The sequence below is a fragment of the Streptomyces cadmiisoli genome (assembly GCF_003261055.1).
In the GTDB taxonomy this organism is placed as follows: domain Bacteria; phylum Actinomycetota; class Actinomycetes; order Streptomycetales; family Streptomycetaceae; genus Streptomyces; species Streptomyces cadmiisoli.
In genome coordinates, this window is the sequence record NZ_CP030073.1 from 4,541,953 (window position 1) to 4,556,081 (window position 14,129).

Here is a 14,129-nt window from a genome sequence, read left to right on the forward strand (position 1 = left end):
GCCGTCTACCGGTCTACGGCCGACCGATCCGCCGCTACGGACCGTGACCGATGTTTCACGTGAAACACACCCCGATCCCCGCTGCCGCCCACGGCAGATCGAGGATCTCGACCTCCTGCCCCGGCCGCGCACCGCCCGGCGGCACAACCGCGAGGGCATCGGCCGCGGCGATCCCCCGCAGCATGGCCGGACCGTTGTAGTGCAGCGGCACGGCACGGTCGCCCCGCAGCACGAGCGGGACGAGCCGGGTGTCGTACGGATGCCCCTGCACGGTGTCCTGCAAGGGCAAGGTGTACGGCTCCTGCGCCGACCGGGCGGCGAGCGTACGCAGCAACGGCTCGGCCAGGGTGAGCAGGCCGGAGACGGCGGCGAGAGGGTTGCCCGGCAGACCGACGAGGTGCTGGTGCTCCTTGGTGCGTGCCAGCAGCATCGGATGCCCGGGGCGCACCTGGACCCCGTTCACCAGCAGCTCGGCGCCCAGACGGCTCAGCGTGGGGTGGACGTGGTCGACAGGGCCCGCGGCCGTCCCGCCCGTGGTGACGACCAGGTCGGCGTCGCTCTCCGCGATGGCCCGGTGCAGGGCGTCGGCGTCGTCACCGAGCCGCCGCACCACGCCGACCTCGGCGCCGAGCGCCCGCAGCCAGGGCGGCAGCATCGGGCCGAGCGCGTCCCGGATCAGTCCGTCGTGCGGCCGGCCCTCGGTGAGCAGTTCGTCGCCGAGCACGAGGACGTCGGCACGGGGACGGGGGATGGCGGTGAGGGTGTCGTACCCGGCAGCAGCGGCGAGACCCAGCACGGCGGGGGTCACGAGGGTGCCGGGCGGCAGGAGATGGTCGCCGTTGCGGCACTCCTGGCCCCGGGGCCGGATGTCCTGTCCGTGCCCCACCTCTCGGGTCGCGTGCAGCCTCGCCTTGTCGTCCGTACGGCCGTGCTCGCTGCGCAGCACCGCGGTGGTGTCGGGCGGGATCCGGGCGCCGGTGGCGATCCGCACGGCCTCGCCGTCGCCGAGCGGCGCGGCCTCGGCGTGCCCGGCCAGAACACCCTCGTCGCGTACCGCCCAGGGTCCGGGCCCGGCGACCGCCCAGCCGTCCATGGCGGAGGTGTCGAAGGAGGGGAGATCGGTCAGGGCGGTGAGGGGCGCCGCCAGAACGAGACCCAGCGCCTCGTCGAGGGACACGGAGACGGGTGCGCGGCGAACCCGTCCACGGGCCGCACGGGCGGCGGTCTCACGCGCGTCGGGCCAGGGGGTGGCCTTGTGGTGCCGGTCCCCCGCTCGCGGTGACGCGCCGTGGTGAGGCCCGCCCTCCGTCCGCGCGCCGGCGCCGTCCTGTGAAGCGGCGTCGCCCTGCGAGGACGGAGCGGACGCAGGGCCGGCGGTGCCGTTGCCCCGGTCCTCCCGGTCGGCCTTCACGAGCGCCAGCGCCTCGTCGACACCCAGGTCGTCGACATCCCCGCTGCGGACATCGTGGGCCGTCATCCCGCGTCCGGGCCGGTACCGGGCTTGCCGTCCGCGGCGTTCTCCACGGCGTCCTCCTCGGCCCAGCGCCGGGCGAGGGCGGCGGCCTTGCGGGCGGCCTCGGCGACGGCTTCGGGGCCCCCGCCGGACCGGGCCGCGGCGTAGCCGACGAGGAAGGTGGTCAGCGGTGCCGCCGGCCGGGCCACCCCGTGGGCGGCGTCGCGGGCGAGATCGAGCAGGACACCGGTGTCGACATCGAGGTCGATGCCGAGCTCGTCCTTGACTGCGGAGATCCATTCATCCAACACGTGCCCATGCTCCCTGATGCGTGCCCTGGCGGTGGCGATGTCGTCCCAGGTGTCGCAGTCGAAGGACGCGACGGGGTCGGAGATGCGGGTGAGGTTCAGTGCGGCGGTCAGGCGCCGCAGGGGCAGTCCGGTGAGTCCGCCGTGCTCGGTCCGCAGGGACGCGAGTGTCCCGTGCAGGGGCCGCGCCCGGTAGGCGGCCACGAGCGGCTGGTCGCGGCCGTCGGGGTCGGTGAGAACCACTCCGTCGGCCGTGCCCGCGTCCAGCTCGGCCAGCAGCCCCTTGACCGTGGGCGTGCCGAGGAAGGGCAGGTCGGCCGAGAGGAGCACCACCCGGTCCGCCGTGGTGTGGGGCAGCCCGGCGCCGAGCGCCGCGAGCGGTCCGCCGCCCGGTGGGTCCTCCCGCGCCCAGGTGACCGGCCGTGCCGTCGGCCTCGGGTCGGCGACGACGACCGTGTTCCGCGCGTCGGCGCAGGCGGCGAGCACCCGGTCGAGCAGTGCCCGTCCGCCCACGCGTACCCCGGGCTTGTCCGCGCCGCCGAGCCGCCGCGCGGCACCGCCGGCGAGGACGACGGCGTCGTAGTCACCGTCGTGCTCGCCGGGTGAGCGGCTGCCGTGCCGGTTCTGGCTCATCCCCCGAGTATGCGGGCCGTCCTCCGGCCCGGGGAACGAGCGGGAACCGCCCAGTCACAGAGAGCGCAGCAGCACCGCCGGCTGTTCCACGCAGTCCGCGACATACCGGAGGAAACCGCCTGCCGTACCGCCGTCGCAGACCCGGTGGTCGAAGGTGAGCGACAGCTGGACGACCTGCCGTACCGCCAGTTCGCCCTCGTGGACCCAGGGTTTGGGCACGATACGGCCGACGCCGAGCATGGCCGCCTCGGGATGGTTGATGATCGGCGTGGAGCCGTCGACACCGAACACGCCGTAGTTGTTCAGCGTGAAGGTGCCGCCGGTGAGCTGCGCCGGGGTCAGCGTCCCGGTGCGGGCCGCCTCGGTCAGCCGGGCCATCTCCGCGGTCAGTCCCTCGGCGTCCCGCGTGTGCGCGTCCCGGACGACGGGGACCACGAGTCCCCGCTCGGTCTGGGCCGCGAAACCGAGGTGGACGTGGTCGAGCCGGACGACCTCCCGGGCCGCCGTGTCCACCGTGGAGTTGAGCTCCGGGAAGCGGGCCAGCGCGGCGGTGCAGATCCGGGCCAGCAGCGCGAGCAGGGAGATCTTGGGTCCACCGGACGCGTTCATCGCGGCGCGCGCCCGCATGAGTTCCGTCGCGTCGGCGTCCACCCAGCAGGTCGCGTCCGGGATCTCCCGCCGGCTGCGGGAGAGCTTGTCGGCGACGGCGCCCCGGACTCCCTTGAGAGGCACGCGGGTGCCGCCGGGGGCGACGGCGGAGGCGGGAACGGCGGGCTGGGGTTCGGCCACGGCGGGGGCGGCGGCAACGACGGCCTGTGCCTGCGCCGTGCGGCCCTGTGCCGCGGCGGCCCGCAGCGCGTACTCCACGTCCGCGCGCAGGATCAGCCCGTCGGGTCCGGAGCCGTGCAGTTCCCGCAGGTCGAGCCCGTTCTCGCGGGCGAGCCGGCGCACGAGGGGCGAGATCACCGGAACGGGACCCTCACCACGGGAGGCGTCCTGACCGGGAACGGCGGCGACCGTGGGAGCCGGAGCAGGCGGGACCGGTGACGGGCGGGCCGGCGGGGCCGACGACGCGGGCGTCGCCGGAGCCGCGGGTCGCACCCTTCTGCGCCGGGCGGGCGCGGTGCCGGTGCCGTAGCCCACCAGGACGTTGCCCGAGCCCTCGGCCGCACCGCCCGGAGCGTCGGCCGCGGCCGGGCGGCTGTTGCCATTCACGGACGCGGGCGGGTCCTGCCGCCCGTCCCGGGCCGGAACCTCGCCGGGACCCGGGGTGTCGGCGGCCGACGCGCCCACCGCGACCGTCAGCAGCGGGGCGCCGACGGGCAGTTCCGCGCCCTCCTCGCCGAAGCGCGCGGTGACCACGCCGCCGTACGGGCAGGGCACCTCGACCATCGCCTTGGCCGTCTCGACCTCGACGACCGGCTGGTCAATGGCGACGACATCGCCGACCTGCACCAGCCAGCGCACGATCTCCGCCTCGGTGAGCCCCTCGCCGAGGTCGGGGAGCTTGAACTCCAGCACCTGTGCCATCAGCTCTCGGCCTCCCATTGCAGACGCGCCACCGCGTCCAGGATCCGGTCGACGCCGGGCAGGTGGTGCCGCTCCAGCATCGGCGGCGGATAGGGGATGTCGAACCCGGCCACGCGCAGCACCGGTGCCTCCAGGTGGTGGAAGCAGCGCTCCGTGACCCGGGACGCGATCTCCCCGCCCGGTCCGCCGAACCCGCCCGACTCGTGTACGACGACCGCTCGCCCGGTCCGCCGTACCGAGGCGCAGACCGTTTCGTCGTCGAACGGCACCAGTGAGCGCAGGTCGACGACTTCGAGGTCCCACCCCTCGGCCCGAGCCGCCTCGGCGGCTTCGAGGCAGACGGGCACCGACGGCCCGTACGTGATGAGCGTGGCGCTCCGGCCGGAGCGCCGCACCACCGCGCGGCCGATCGGTTCAACGCTCTGCGGATCGTCCGGGTTCCAGGTGTCCTTCGACCAGTACAGCCGCTTGGGCTCCAGCAGGACGACCGGGTCGTCGGAGGCGATGGCGGCGCGCAGCAGGCCGTAGGCGTCGGCGACGGTGGCGGGCGTGACGACATGGAGCCCCGGAGTCGCCATGTAGTACGCCTCGGACGAGTCGCTGTGGTGCTCGACGCCGCCGATGCCGCCGCCGTAGGGGATGCGGATGGTGATGGGCAGCGGCATCGCGCCGCGCGTCCGGTTGCGCATCCGGGAGACATGGCTGATGAGCTGCTCGAACGCCGGGTAGGCGAACGCGTCGAACTGCATCTCGACCACCGGCCTCAGGCCGTACATGGCCATGCCGACGGCGGTGCCGAGGATGCCCGCCTCGGCGAGCGGGGTGTCGGTGCACCGGTCCTCGCCGAACTCCTTGGCGAGGCCGTCGGTGACACGGAAGACACCGCCGAGCCGGCCGACGTCCTCGCCCAGGACGTGCACGGTGGGGTCGGCGGCCATCGCGTCGCGCAGCGCGCGCGTGAGGGCCTGCGCCATGGTGGCGGGCTTCACGGCGACCGTGGTCATCGGTCCCCTCCGTCCTGCTCGGCCGCCAGCTCGGCCTGCAGCATGGCCTGTTGTTCCCGCAGTTGCGGGGTCGGCTCGGCGTACACATGGGCGAACAGGTCCATGGGGTCCAGCACCGCGTCCTGGTTCATCCGGGCGCGCAGATCCGCGGCGAGTTCCTCGGCCTCCTCACGCGCGTGCCGGATGCCGTCCTCGTCGATGAGGCCGCGCTCGGTCAACTCCCGCTCCAGGAGCGCGATCGGGTCGTGCGCCCGCCAGGTCTCGACCTCGGAGTCGGCCCGGTAGCGCTTGTCGTCGTCCGCGTTCGTGTGGGCTTCCATGCGGTACGTCACGGCCTCCACGAGGGTGGGACCGCCGCCCTCACGCGCGCGTCGCACCGCGTCGGCGAGGACCTCGTGCACGGCGGCGGCGTCGTTGCCGTCGACCAGCCGGCCCGGCATCCCGTATCCGACGGCCTTGTGGGCCAGGGACGGGGCGGCGGTCTGCTGGTCGAGCGGCACGGAGATCGCGAAGCCGTTGTTCTGCACCAGGAAGACGACCGGGGACTGCCACACGGCGGCGAAGTTCAGCGCCTCGTGGAAGTCCCCCTCGCTGGTGCCGCCGTCGCCGACCATGGCCAGCGCGACGACGTCGTCGCCCTTGAGGCGGGCGGCGTGCGCGAGGCCGACGGCGTGCGGGAGCTGGGTGGCGAGCGGGGTGGACAGCGGGGCCACCCGGTGGGCGTACGGGTCGTAGCCGGTGTGCCAGTCGCCGCGCAGCAGCGTCAGGGCCTCGACGGGGTCCACGCCGCGGGCCACCACGGCGAGCGTGTCGCGGTAGCTCGGGAAGAGCCAGTCACGGTCCTCCAGGACCAGCGCGGCGGCGACCTCGCAGGCCTCCTGGCCGGTGCTGGACGGATAGACGGCGAGACGGCCCTGCTTGGTCAGGGCGGTGGCCTGCGCGTTGTACCGCCGGCCGCGCACCAGGTGCGCGTGCAGCCGGCGCAGCAGGTCGGGGTCGGCCTTGCCGGCGGCCTCGGTGCCGAGGACTCGGTACGGAGCCGTGTCAGGCAGCAGCGGCGCGGGGTCGGTACGGGGCTGCCAGGCGGGCGGCGGCGACGGCCGATACGCGCCACGCTGCTCCATGACCGTCATGACGGCACCTCCTCGTGGGAGCGGCTTGGAGAGGCGCGTCGGTTGTGATGCGCCTCACCTACCGATTGTTCGGTCGACGGCACATTTTGGCTACAGGCCCCCTCGGGCTGTGGACAAACGGTTCTCCACAGCCTGAGATGGACGCATTACGTCCATGGTAGGGAGGCGGGGGGACATGGCATCTGAACAAATGGCCGAAGGCCCGGAGGCCGGGTCCGTCACGGCGCCGGCGCGTCCGCTCGACGCCATCGACGAGGACATCCTGCGGATACTCCAGGCGGACGGCCGCGCGTCGGTGCGGTCCGTGGCCGAACGGGTCCATGTCTCGCGCGCGAACGCCTACGCGCGGATCAACCGCCTGGTCGAGGACGGTGTGATCCGCGGCTTCGGCGCCCGGGTGAACCACGAACGCGCCGGTCACGGGACGTCGGCGTACATCACACTGAAGATTGTCCAGAACTCCTGGCGGACGGTGCGCGAGCAGCTCAGGCAGCTGCCCGGCGCCTCCCACATCGCCCTCGTCGGGGGCGATTTCGATGTGCTGCTGCTGGTGCACACCCCGGACAACCGGGCGCTGCGCGAGCTGGTGCTCACCCGGCTCCAGGCGATACCGGAGGTGCTCAGCACCCGGACCCTGCTGGTCTTCGAGGAGGAGGACCTGGAACCGCAGGGCTGACCCGAGGACCTCAGTCGTCCTGCCGGAGCCCGCCGAAGATCAGCCGCGCCACCGCGTCGGCCACTTCGTCCTCGCTCATGCCCCGCCCGTCCGGGCGGTACCACTCCACGATCGAGTTGATCATCCCGAAGACCAGCCGGGTGGCGAGCCGTACCTCCACGTCGCCGCGCACATCGCCCTCCGCGGCAGCCGCCTTCAGCAGCTCGGCCACCCGGTGGTCGAAGTCCCGGCGCCGCTCCAGGGCCCAGCGCTCGGTGCCGGTGTTGCCGCGCACGCGCAGCAGCAGCGTCACGTAGGGCAGTTCGGCGATGAGCACCTCGACCATGCGCCGCACGACGTACTCCAGCCGCTCGGCGGCCCGCCCCACACGCGCGTGCTCCTCGTCGAGGATCCCGAAAAGCCCGTCCAGCGCCCGGCTCACGGCCCGGCGCAGCAGCTCCTCCTTACCCGTGACGTGGTGGTAGATGGAGGACTTGGAGATCCCCGCCGCCCTGGACAGGTGCTCCATGGAGGTGCCGTCGTAGCCGCGCTCGTTGAAGACCTGGACGGCGACCGACAGCAGCGTCTCCGGCGTGTACGTGTCGCGCTTGGCGGTGGTCATGAGGTGCTGCCCTCCCGCTTGTCGGTGGCGTACGCGTGGCGGTACAGCGCCAGGGAGGGCGCGTAGCGCCCGGAGGGGTCGCGCAGGTGGAGGTCGTCCAGGAGAGCGTAGGCCCAGTTGCGGCCGAGGCGGCGGCTCCACTCGAAGGGGCCGAGGGGGTAGTTGACGCCCAGCCGCATCGCGGTGTCGACGTCCTCCTCGGTGGCGACCCCCTTGGCGACGGCGTCGTACGCCAGGTCGACGATCCGGGCCACCGTGCGGGCGACGATCATGCCGGGCATGTCACCGATGACGCTGACCTGCTTGCCGAGCGCCTGGAACAGGCCGGTGGCCTCGGCGAGCGTCTGCGGCGAGGTGTCCTGGGAGGCGGACAGGGCGATGCGGGTGGCCCTGCGGTAGTCGAGCGCGAGGTCGAAGTAGACGACGTCGCGAAACTCCACCGAGGTCTGGCCGTCGGCGAGCACCAGCTGGCCGCCGCCGGGCAGCACCAGGCGCGTGCCGTGGTCCTCGTCCTCCTCGCGGACCGGGACGCCCGCCTCACGGATCAGTGCGAGCAGTTCGGACGCCGGTCCCAGATCGCCCTCGGCGACCACGTACGCGGGCGGCCGCGCGGGATCCGCGGTGTGCGGTTCGTCCGGCTCGGCGCCCTCCCGGTAGTCGAACCAGCCCTGTCCGGTCTTGCGGCCGAGCCGGCCGGACTCGACCAGGCGACGCTGGGCGAGCGAGGGCGTGAAGCGCACGTCCTGGAAGAAGGACCGCCACACGGAGTGCGTGACGGACTCGTTGACGTCCTGCCCGATGAGGTCGGTCAGCTCGAAGGCGCCCATCCTGAAGCCGCCCGACTCGCGCAGCACGGCGTCGATGGTGGCCGGGTCGGCGCCCTGCGCCTCGTGGACCGCGAACGCCTCGGCGTAGAAGGGCCGGGCGATCCGGTTGACGATGAAGCCGGGGGTGTCGGCGCAGGCGACCGGGGTCTTGCCCCACGCGCGTGCCGTCTCGTACGCGCGCGTGGCCGAGGACACGTCGGTCGCGAACCCCGAGACGACCTCGACGAGCGGCATCAGCGGGGCGGGGTTGAAGAAGTGCAGTCCGACGAAGCGGCCCGGGGCGCGCAGGGCACCGCCGATGGCGGTCACCGACAGCGACGAGGTGTTGGTGGCGAGCAGGCAGTCCTCGGCGACCACGTCCTCCAGCTCGCGCAGCAGGTCCTGCTTCGCCTCCAGCCGCTCCAGGACGGCCTCGACGACCAGGGCGCAGTCGGCGAGCTCGGCGAGGGTCTCGGCGGGCAGCAGCCGGGCGCGCGCGGCATCCCGGTCGGCGGCGGTGAGCCGGTCCTTCGCGACGAGCCGGTCGAGCCGGGCGGCTATCGCGTCGGCGGCTTCCAGGGCCCGGCCCGGAACGGCGTCGTACAGCCGAACGGGGTGGCCCGCGATCAGCGCCACCTGGGCTATGCCCTGGCCCATGGTGCCGGTGCCGACCACGGCCACGGGACCGCTGAGGTCGAGTGCTGTCATGTGCGCGATCCTCCCGCACGGGGTTTTCCACAGATGCGGCGGACCCCCTTGTCCCGACCGATCGTTCGGTTACTCTAACTCTGACTGCCTGATTCTGCCCATGTCTTAGCCCAGGTCATGAGCTCGACGAAGAGTTCTTGAGACGAGGAGTTGGTCCCGCATGGCCGCCGAACTCACCGCCCACGAGCTGGTCGCCCAGCACCGGCCCACCCTCGACCAGGCGCTGGAAGCGATCCGCACGCGCGCGTACTGGTCCCCGCACCCCGAACATCCCAAGGCCTACGGAGAACACGGCAGCCTGGACGCGGCCGCGGGCAAGGCCGCCTTCGACGCCCTGCTGGGCACCCGCATCGACCTCGGCCAGCCCGGCACGGACGACTGGACGGGCGACGAGCTCTCGCCGTACGGCATCGAGCTGGGCGTCACCTACCCGCACGCGGACGTCGACGTCCTGCTGCCCGCCATGAAGGCGGGACAGCGCGCGTGGCGCGACGCGGGCGCGGAGATCCGGGCGATGGTCTGTCTGGAGATCATCAAGCGGATCAGCGACCGGACCCACGAGTTCGCGCACGCGGTGATGCACACCAGCGGCCAGGCCTTCATGATGGCCTTCCAGGCGGGCGGCCCCCACGCGCAGGACCGCGGCATGGAGGCCGTGGCGTACGCGTACGTGGAGCAGGTCCGCACCCCCGACACCGCGGAGTGGACCAAGCCCCAGGGCAAGCGGGAACCGCTCGCGCTGACCAAGCGGTTCACGGCCGTCCCGCGCGGCATCGCACTGGTCATCGGCTGCAACACCTTCCCCACGTGGAACGGCTACCCCGGCCTGTTCGCCTCCCTGGCCACCGGCAACGCGGTCCTGGTCAAGCCCCACCCGCGCGCGGTGCTGCCGCTCGCGCTGACCGTGCAGGTGGCGCGCCAGGTGCTGGCCGAGGCCGGCTTCGACCCGAACCTGGTCGCGCTGACCGCCGACCGGCCCGGTGAGGGCAGCGCCAAGACGCTCGCCACCCGCCCCGAGATCCGCATCGTCGACTACACCGGTTCGACGGCGTTCGGCGACTGGCTGGAGGCCAACGCCCGCCAGGCGCAGGTCTTCACGGAGAAGGCGGGCGTCAACACGGTCATCGTCGAATCCACCGACGACTACCGGGGGATGCTCGCCAACCTGGCCTTCTCCCTGTCGCTGTACAGCGGCCAGATGTGCACCACCCCGCAGAACCTCCTCGTCCCCCGCGACGGCATCCGCACCGACCAGGGCCCCAAGTCCTACGACGAGGTGGTCGCCGATCTGGCCGCCGCCGTGGACGCCCTCCTCGGCGACGACGCGCGCGCGAACGCCCTGCTCGGCGCCATCGTCAACCCGGACGTCAAGGCCCGCCTGGACGCGGCGGCCGGCCTCGGCGAGGTCGCGCTGGCCTCACGCGAGGTCACCAACCCGGACTTCCCCGGCGCGGTGGTCCGCACCCCCCTCATCGTGAAGCTCGACGGCGCCAAGCCGGACGACGAGGCCGCCTACATGAACGAGTGCTTCGGGCCGGTCTCCTTCGCCGTCGCCGTCGACTCGGCCTCCGACGCCGTGGAGCTGCTGCGCCGCACGGTGCGGGACAAGGGCGCGATGTCCGTCGGCGCGTACACCACCGACGAGGAGGTCGAGAGCGCGATCGAGGAGGTCTGCCTGGAGGAGTCCGCCCAGCTGTCGCTGAACCTCACCGGCGGGGTGTACGTCAACCAGACGGCCGCGTTCTCCGACTTCCACGGCTCGGGCGGCAACCCGGCGGCCAACGCGACCCTGACCGACGGCGCGTTCGTGGCGACCCGCTTCCGGGTGGTGGAAGTGCGCCGCGAGGCCTAGGACCGGTCCGAGGGCGCCGGCGCGGCTCAGGCCGTGGCCGGCGCGCCCCCGGTCGCGCTCCAGTGGTACAGCGTCATCGCGACACTGGTCGCGAGGTTGTAGCTGGAGACCTGGGGGCGCATCGGCAGCGCCACCAGATGGTCGGCCCGTGCGCGCAGTTCGGCGGACAGCCCGCTGCGCTCCGACCCGAAGGCCAGCAGCGCGTCGTCCGGGAGCTTCAGCCCCCGGATGTCCTCGCCCTCCGGATCGAGGGCGAACACCGGGCCCGGCGGCAGTTCGCCGACGGTCAGCCGCTCCACCGCGGTAGCGAAGTGCAGCCCGGCCCCGCCGCGCACGACGGTGGGATGCCAGGGGTCGAGCGTGCCGGTGGTGACCACGCCGGCCGCCCCGAAACCGGCGGCCAGGCGGATCACAGCGCCGGCGTTGCCCAGGTTGCGCGGCTGGTCCAGCACGACGACGGGTGCGTCCCGGGAAGTCCGGGCCAGCGCCCGCAGACCGGCCTCGCGCGAGGGCCGTACGGCCAGGGCCGCCACGGCGGTGGGATGCGGCCGCGGGACGAGGGACGCGTACACCTTGTCGGAGACCTCGGTGAGCAGCGCGTCCAGCGTCTCCCGTACGTCCGGAGCCAACTCGTCGGCCAAGGCCAGCGCGGCGGCCCGGTCGACGGTGACCGCGACGGGCACCGAGGCCCCGAAGCGCACGGCGTGCTTGAGCGCGTGGAAGCCGTCGAGCAGCACACTGCCCTCGGCGAGCCCGCGCCAGACGCTCACGGGATCCGCCCCGGGCCGGTGTGCGGGGCTCGCGGACTCGGTCATGCCCTGAAGCCTACGTGGGACTGCTCCGGCTCCCCGAGCCGCTCGGGCACCTCACGCTGCGTCTGGGCCGGCACCTTGACGCGGTCGCGCGGGAACAGCCGTCTGCGCACGCGTACGACCCGGTCACCCAGTCCGCGCAGGAACGACGTCGGCAGGAAGACCGAGTCCGCCGCGATCATCGCCAGCGAGAAGAACGGCAGCCCGAGCACCACGGCGATCACCGCGTGCTCGGTGATCATGGCGGCCAGCAGGACGTTCTTGACCCGCCGGTTGAACAGGGTGAACGGGAAGGCGACCTGCATCAGGACCGTGCCGTAGGTCATGAGCATCACCATGGTGCCGCTGGCCGTCAGCAGTTCGGCGAGCCCCGGCCACGGCGAGAAGTAGTCGAGATGCAGCGGGTAGTAGACCGCGGTGCCGTCCTGCCAGCGCGAACCCTGGACCTTGTACCAACCGGCCGTCGCATAGATCAGACAGGCCTCGGCCATGATCACCAGCAGTGCGCCGTTGTGCAGGATGTTGGCGATCACATCGAGCATGATCCGCGGCTCGGCGCTCCCGGCCCGGCGCCCGACGATCCACCACAGGGCCTGCACCACCCACGCGCTCCACAGCAGCGCCGGCACGAACCAGTCGCCGTCGAGCCGGCCGAGCACCGTGACCGCCAGCAGCATCAGACCCAGCACGGCCCAGAGCACCGGACCGGTCCGGTCGGCGACCCGCTCCCCACGCGCGCGTGCCTCCCGGGCCCGCCGGGCACGCCGCGCGTCCAGCGACCACACCTGGCCGCAGCGGGTGAACACCAGGTAGATGCTCATCAGGTGCAGTACGTTGTCGCCGCCGTCGCCCACGAAGACGCTGCGGTTCTGGAGCGAGAGCACGCCGACCATGAACAGCACGGACATCGTGCGGCTGCGCCAGCCCACCAACAACAGCAGACTCGACACGGCGGCCAGCACATAGACGGACTCGAACCAGAACTGCCCGTCGGACCACATCAGCGCGGTGAACGCGCCGTTGGCCCCGATCAGCTGCTCGGCCAGACTCCAGCTCCACGGCCCGTCGGGCCCGTACAGCTCCTGCCGGTGGGGGAACTCACGCAGCAGGAACAGCAGCCAGGTCCCGGCGAAGCCGATCCGGATCACCGCGGTCTGGTACGGCCCGAGCGCGGACTCGGTGATACGCGCTATGCCACGGGAGAGGGCCAGGGCGAAACGGCTCACGGCGCACCCTCCCCGGCCTCGTCCCGCGTCACCGACCACCAGGGCAGGGCGCGGTAGCTCGGTTTGAGCGGGATCTGCTCGTCGCTCCATTCGGGCGGGCGGACGTTGCTGGTCCGCGAGCGGACCTGGACCCGGTCGACGACGTCACCCGGACCGGCCACGTCCACCCGGTCCAGGCGCTGCTCCACCAGGCGGCGCAGATACTTCTCGCTCAGCGCTCCGCGCAGCCCCGAGGGCCGGTTGGCGCTGTCGTGGGTGGCGGCGTAGAAGTCCCAGGCGCGGCGCAGCTGGTTCTGCTGGGTGTGGCTGGGCAGCAGATTGCCGTCGATCGCCCGGCCGTCCTGCGCGGACAGGTCGTACCAGCGACTGGTGCGTATCTCGCCGCCCGCCGTGCTGATCTCGGCGCGGACCTGCACGGCGACGTTCTGCTGGAGGGGGTTCGGGGCGAACAGCTTCCAGTTCTGTTCGAACTCCGGATAGACCCAGTTCTCGATCGCCTCGTTGTGCTTCTTGGAGACCGTGTTCGACGGCGCGATGTGCAGGAAGACCATGCCGGTGTGGACAGACACGGCGACGGCGACGACCGCGAGAGCGAGAGCGACGCCGATCCGATAGCGCAGGGAGAGAGCGGCGACACCGGTACGGGGCTCGGCGGGGGGCCCGAGGGGGTGCTCGGTGGGGTGCCCGGTCGGAGGAGGGGACGGCGGTATCGGTGGTACGGGGGGCGCGAGCGGGAGCACCGGGGCGAGCGACGCGAGGGGTAGGTCCCGCCCGTCCTGCTGGTGCAGGCCGCTCTGCCCGTCCCGCTGGTCCAGCCCGCCACGCCCGTTCCCCTGCTCCCGACGGCCCGGCTGGTCGTTCTGTTTCTTCTGTTCCTGCCGGACCCACGCGTTCCGGGGGTCCGGCAGGTCCTGCGGCTCCGGCTGATCCTGGGGGTCGTGCTGGTCCTGAGGGTGTTGGGGGTCCGGCTGGGCCTGAGGGTCGTGCTGGTCCGGCCCTTGCGGAAGGCCCTGCTGGTCCTGGGGCTCCGGGTGATCCTGAGGGTCCTGGGGGTCCTGGGGGTCCTGGGGGTCCCGTTGGCCCTGCGGCTCCGGCTGATCCTTGAGGTCCCGCTGGTCCTGGGGGTCCGGCTGATCCTTGAGGTCCCGCTGGTCCGGCGCATGCGGAAGGCTCGCACCTCCGTCGTACGCGTCCTTCGCGCCGTGCGCGTCCATCACGCCCCGTTTCCGATCCCGGTCCGTCCCTGCCGCCCGGCGGCCCTTCGCACGCGAACGCTACTCAGGCCGCCCCACCCGGCACAGCCCTCTTCGATCGACCGGCCCGCAGGTTATCCACAGCGGTTGACACCTTACGGCCCTCGACCGACCATGGAATCGCACGAACCGAA

At 72.7% G+C, this 14,129-nt stretch carries 12 protein-coding genes; 2 read left to right on the forward strand and 10 right to left on the reverse strand.

Features of this window, described 5'->3' with window-relative positions:
• Positions 1-55 precede the first annotated feature (55 nt).
• From DN051_RS19515 to pdhA, 5 genes are read right to left on the reverse strand one after another with little or no spacing between them, the layout of a single operon-like run.
• Positions 56-1,477 (reverse strand): molybdopterin molybdotransferase MoeA, encoded by a 1,422-nt coding sequence (locus DN051_RS19515; protein ID WP_112439177.1) that lies wholly within the window; start codon positions 1,475-1,477, stop codon positions 56-58.
• The gene (locus DN051_RS19520; RefSeq protein ID WP_112439178.1) at positions 1,474-2,394 is read right to left on the reverse strand and encodes an NTP transferase domain-containing protein; all 921 of its coding nucleotides are present in this window, start codon (positions 2,392-2,394) and stop codon (positions 1,474-1,476) included. The genes DN051_RS19515 and DN051_RS19520 overlap by 4 nt, the downstream gene beginning before the upstream one ends.
• A gap of 54 nt (positions 2,395-2,448) precedes the next feature.
• Positions 2,449-3,924, reverse strand: a complete 1,476-nt coding sequence (locus tag DN051_RS19525) for a dihydrolipoamide acetyltransferase family protein (RefSeq protein WP_112439179.1) — start codon at positions 3,922-3,924, stop codon at positions 2,449-2,451.
• Positions 3,924-4,928: an alpha-ketoacid dehydrogenase subunit beta gene (locus tag DN051_RS19530; RefSeq protein WP_053760659.1), complete on the reverse strand. Its 1,005-nt coding sequence runs from the start codon at positions 4,926-4,928 to the stop codon at positions 3,924-3,926. Before DN051_RS19530 ends, DN051_RS19525 begins: the two co-directional genes overlap by 1 nt.
• The gene (gene pdhA / locus DN051_RS19535; RefSeq protein ID WP_053760658.1) at positions 4,925-6,061 is read right to left on the reverse strand and encodes a pyruvate dehydrogenase (acetyl-transferring) E1 component subunit alpha; all 1,137 of its coding nucleotides are present in this window, start codon (positions 6,059-6,061) and stop codon (positions 4,925-4,927) included. Before pdhA ends, DN051_RS19530 begins: the two co-directional genes overlap by 4 nt.
• A gap of 175 nt (positions 6,062-6,236) precedes the next feature.
• On the opposite strand from pdhA, the gene DN051_RS19540 reads away from it, so the two are divergent.
• Positions 6,237-6,737, forward strand: a complete 501-nt coding sequence (locus tag DN051_RS19540; RefSeq protein ID WP_199314956.1) for an Lrp/AsnC family transcriptional regulator — start codon at positions 6,237-6,239, stop codon at positions 6,735-6,737.
• A 10-nt stretch (positions 6,738-6,747) separates the two neighbouring features.
• Here DN051_RS19540 and DN051_RS19545 read toward each other — a convergent pair whose 3' ends face one another.
• Both DN051_RS19545 and DN051_RS19550 read right to left on the reverse strand, forming a co-directional pair.
• Complete coding sequence (locus DN051_RS19545) at positions 6,748-7,338, reverse strand: TetR/AcrR family transcriptional regulator (protein WP_112439180.1); 591 nt, start codon at positions 7,336-7,338, stop codon at positions 6,748-6,750.
• On the reverse strand, positions 7,335-8,852 hold the full coding sequence (locus DN051_RS19550) for a 3-hydroxyacyl-CoA dehydrogenase (RefSeq protein ID WP_112439181.1): 1,518 nt from the start codon (positions 8,850-8,852) through the stop codon (positions 7,335-7,337). Before DN051_RS19550 ends, DN051_RS19545 begins: the two co-directional genes overlap by 4 nt.
• A gap of 160 nt (positions 8,853-9,012) precedes the next feature.
• Between DN051_RS19550 and paaN the strand changes: the two genes are divergently transcribed.
• Positions 9,013-10,704 carry a phenylacetic acid degradation protein PaaN gene (gene paaN, locus DN051_RS19555; protein ID WP_053760654.1) on the forward strand — a complete coding sequence of 564 codons (1,692 nt, stop codon included), beginning with the start codon at positions 9,013-9,015 and terminating at the stop codon, positions 10,702-10,704.
• A gap of 26 nt (positions 10,705-10,730) precedes the next feature.
• Here paaN and DN051_RS19560 read toward each other — a convergent pair whose 3' ends face one another.
• From DN051_RS19560 to DN051_RS47800, 3 genes are read right to left on the reverse strand one after another with little or no spacing between them, the layout of a single operon-like run.
• The gene (locus DN051_RS19560) at positions 10,731-11,519 is read right to left on the reverse strand and encodes a TrmH family RNA methyltransferase (RefSeq protein WP_112439182.1); all 789 of its coding nucleotides are present in this window, start codon (positions 11,517-11,519) and stop codon (positions 10,731-10,733) included.
• Entirely contained in the window at positions 11,516-12,742 is a 1,227-nt protein-coding gene (locus tag DN051_RS19565) for an HTTM domain-containing protein (protein WP_053760652.1), read from the reverse strand. The genes DN051_RS19560 and DN051_RS19565 overlap by 4 nt, the downstream gene beginning before the upstream one ends.
• Complete coding sequence (locus DN051_RS47800; protein WP_425471785.1) at positions 12,739-13,956, reverse strand: DUF5819 family protein; 1,218 nt, start codon at positions 13,954-13,956, stop codon at positions 12,739-12,741. Before DN051_RS47800 ends, DN051_RS19565 begins: the two co-directional genes overlap by 4 nt.
• Positions 13,957-14,129 lie beyond the last annotated feature (173 nt).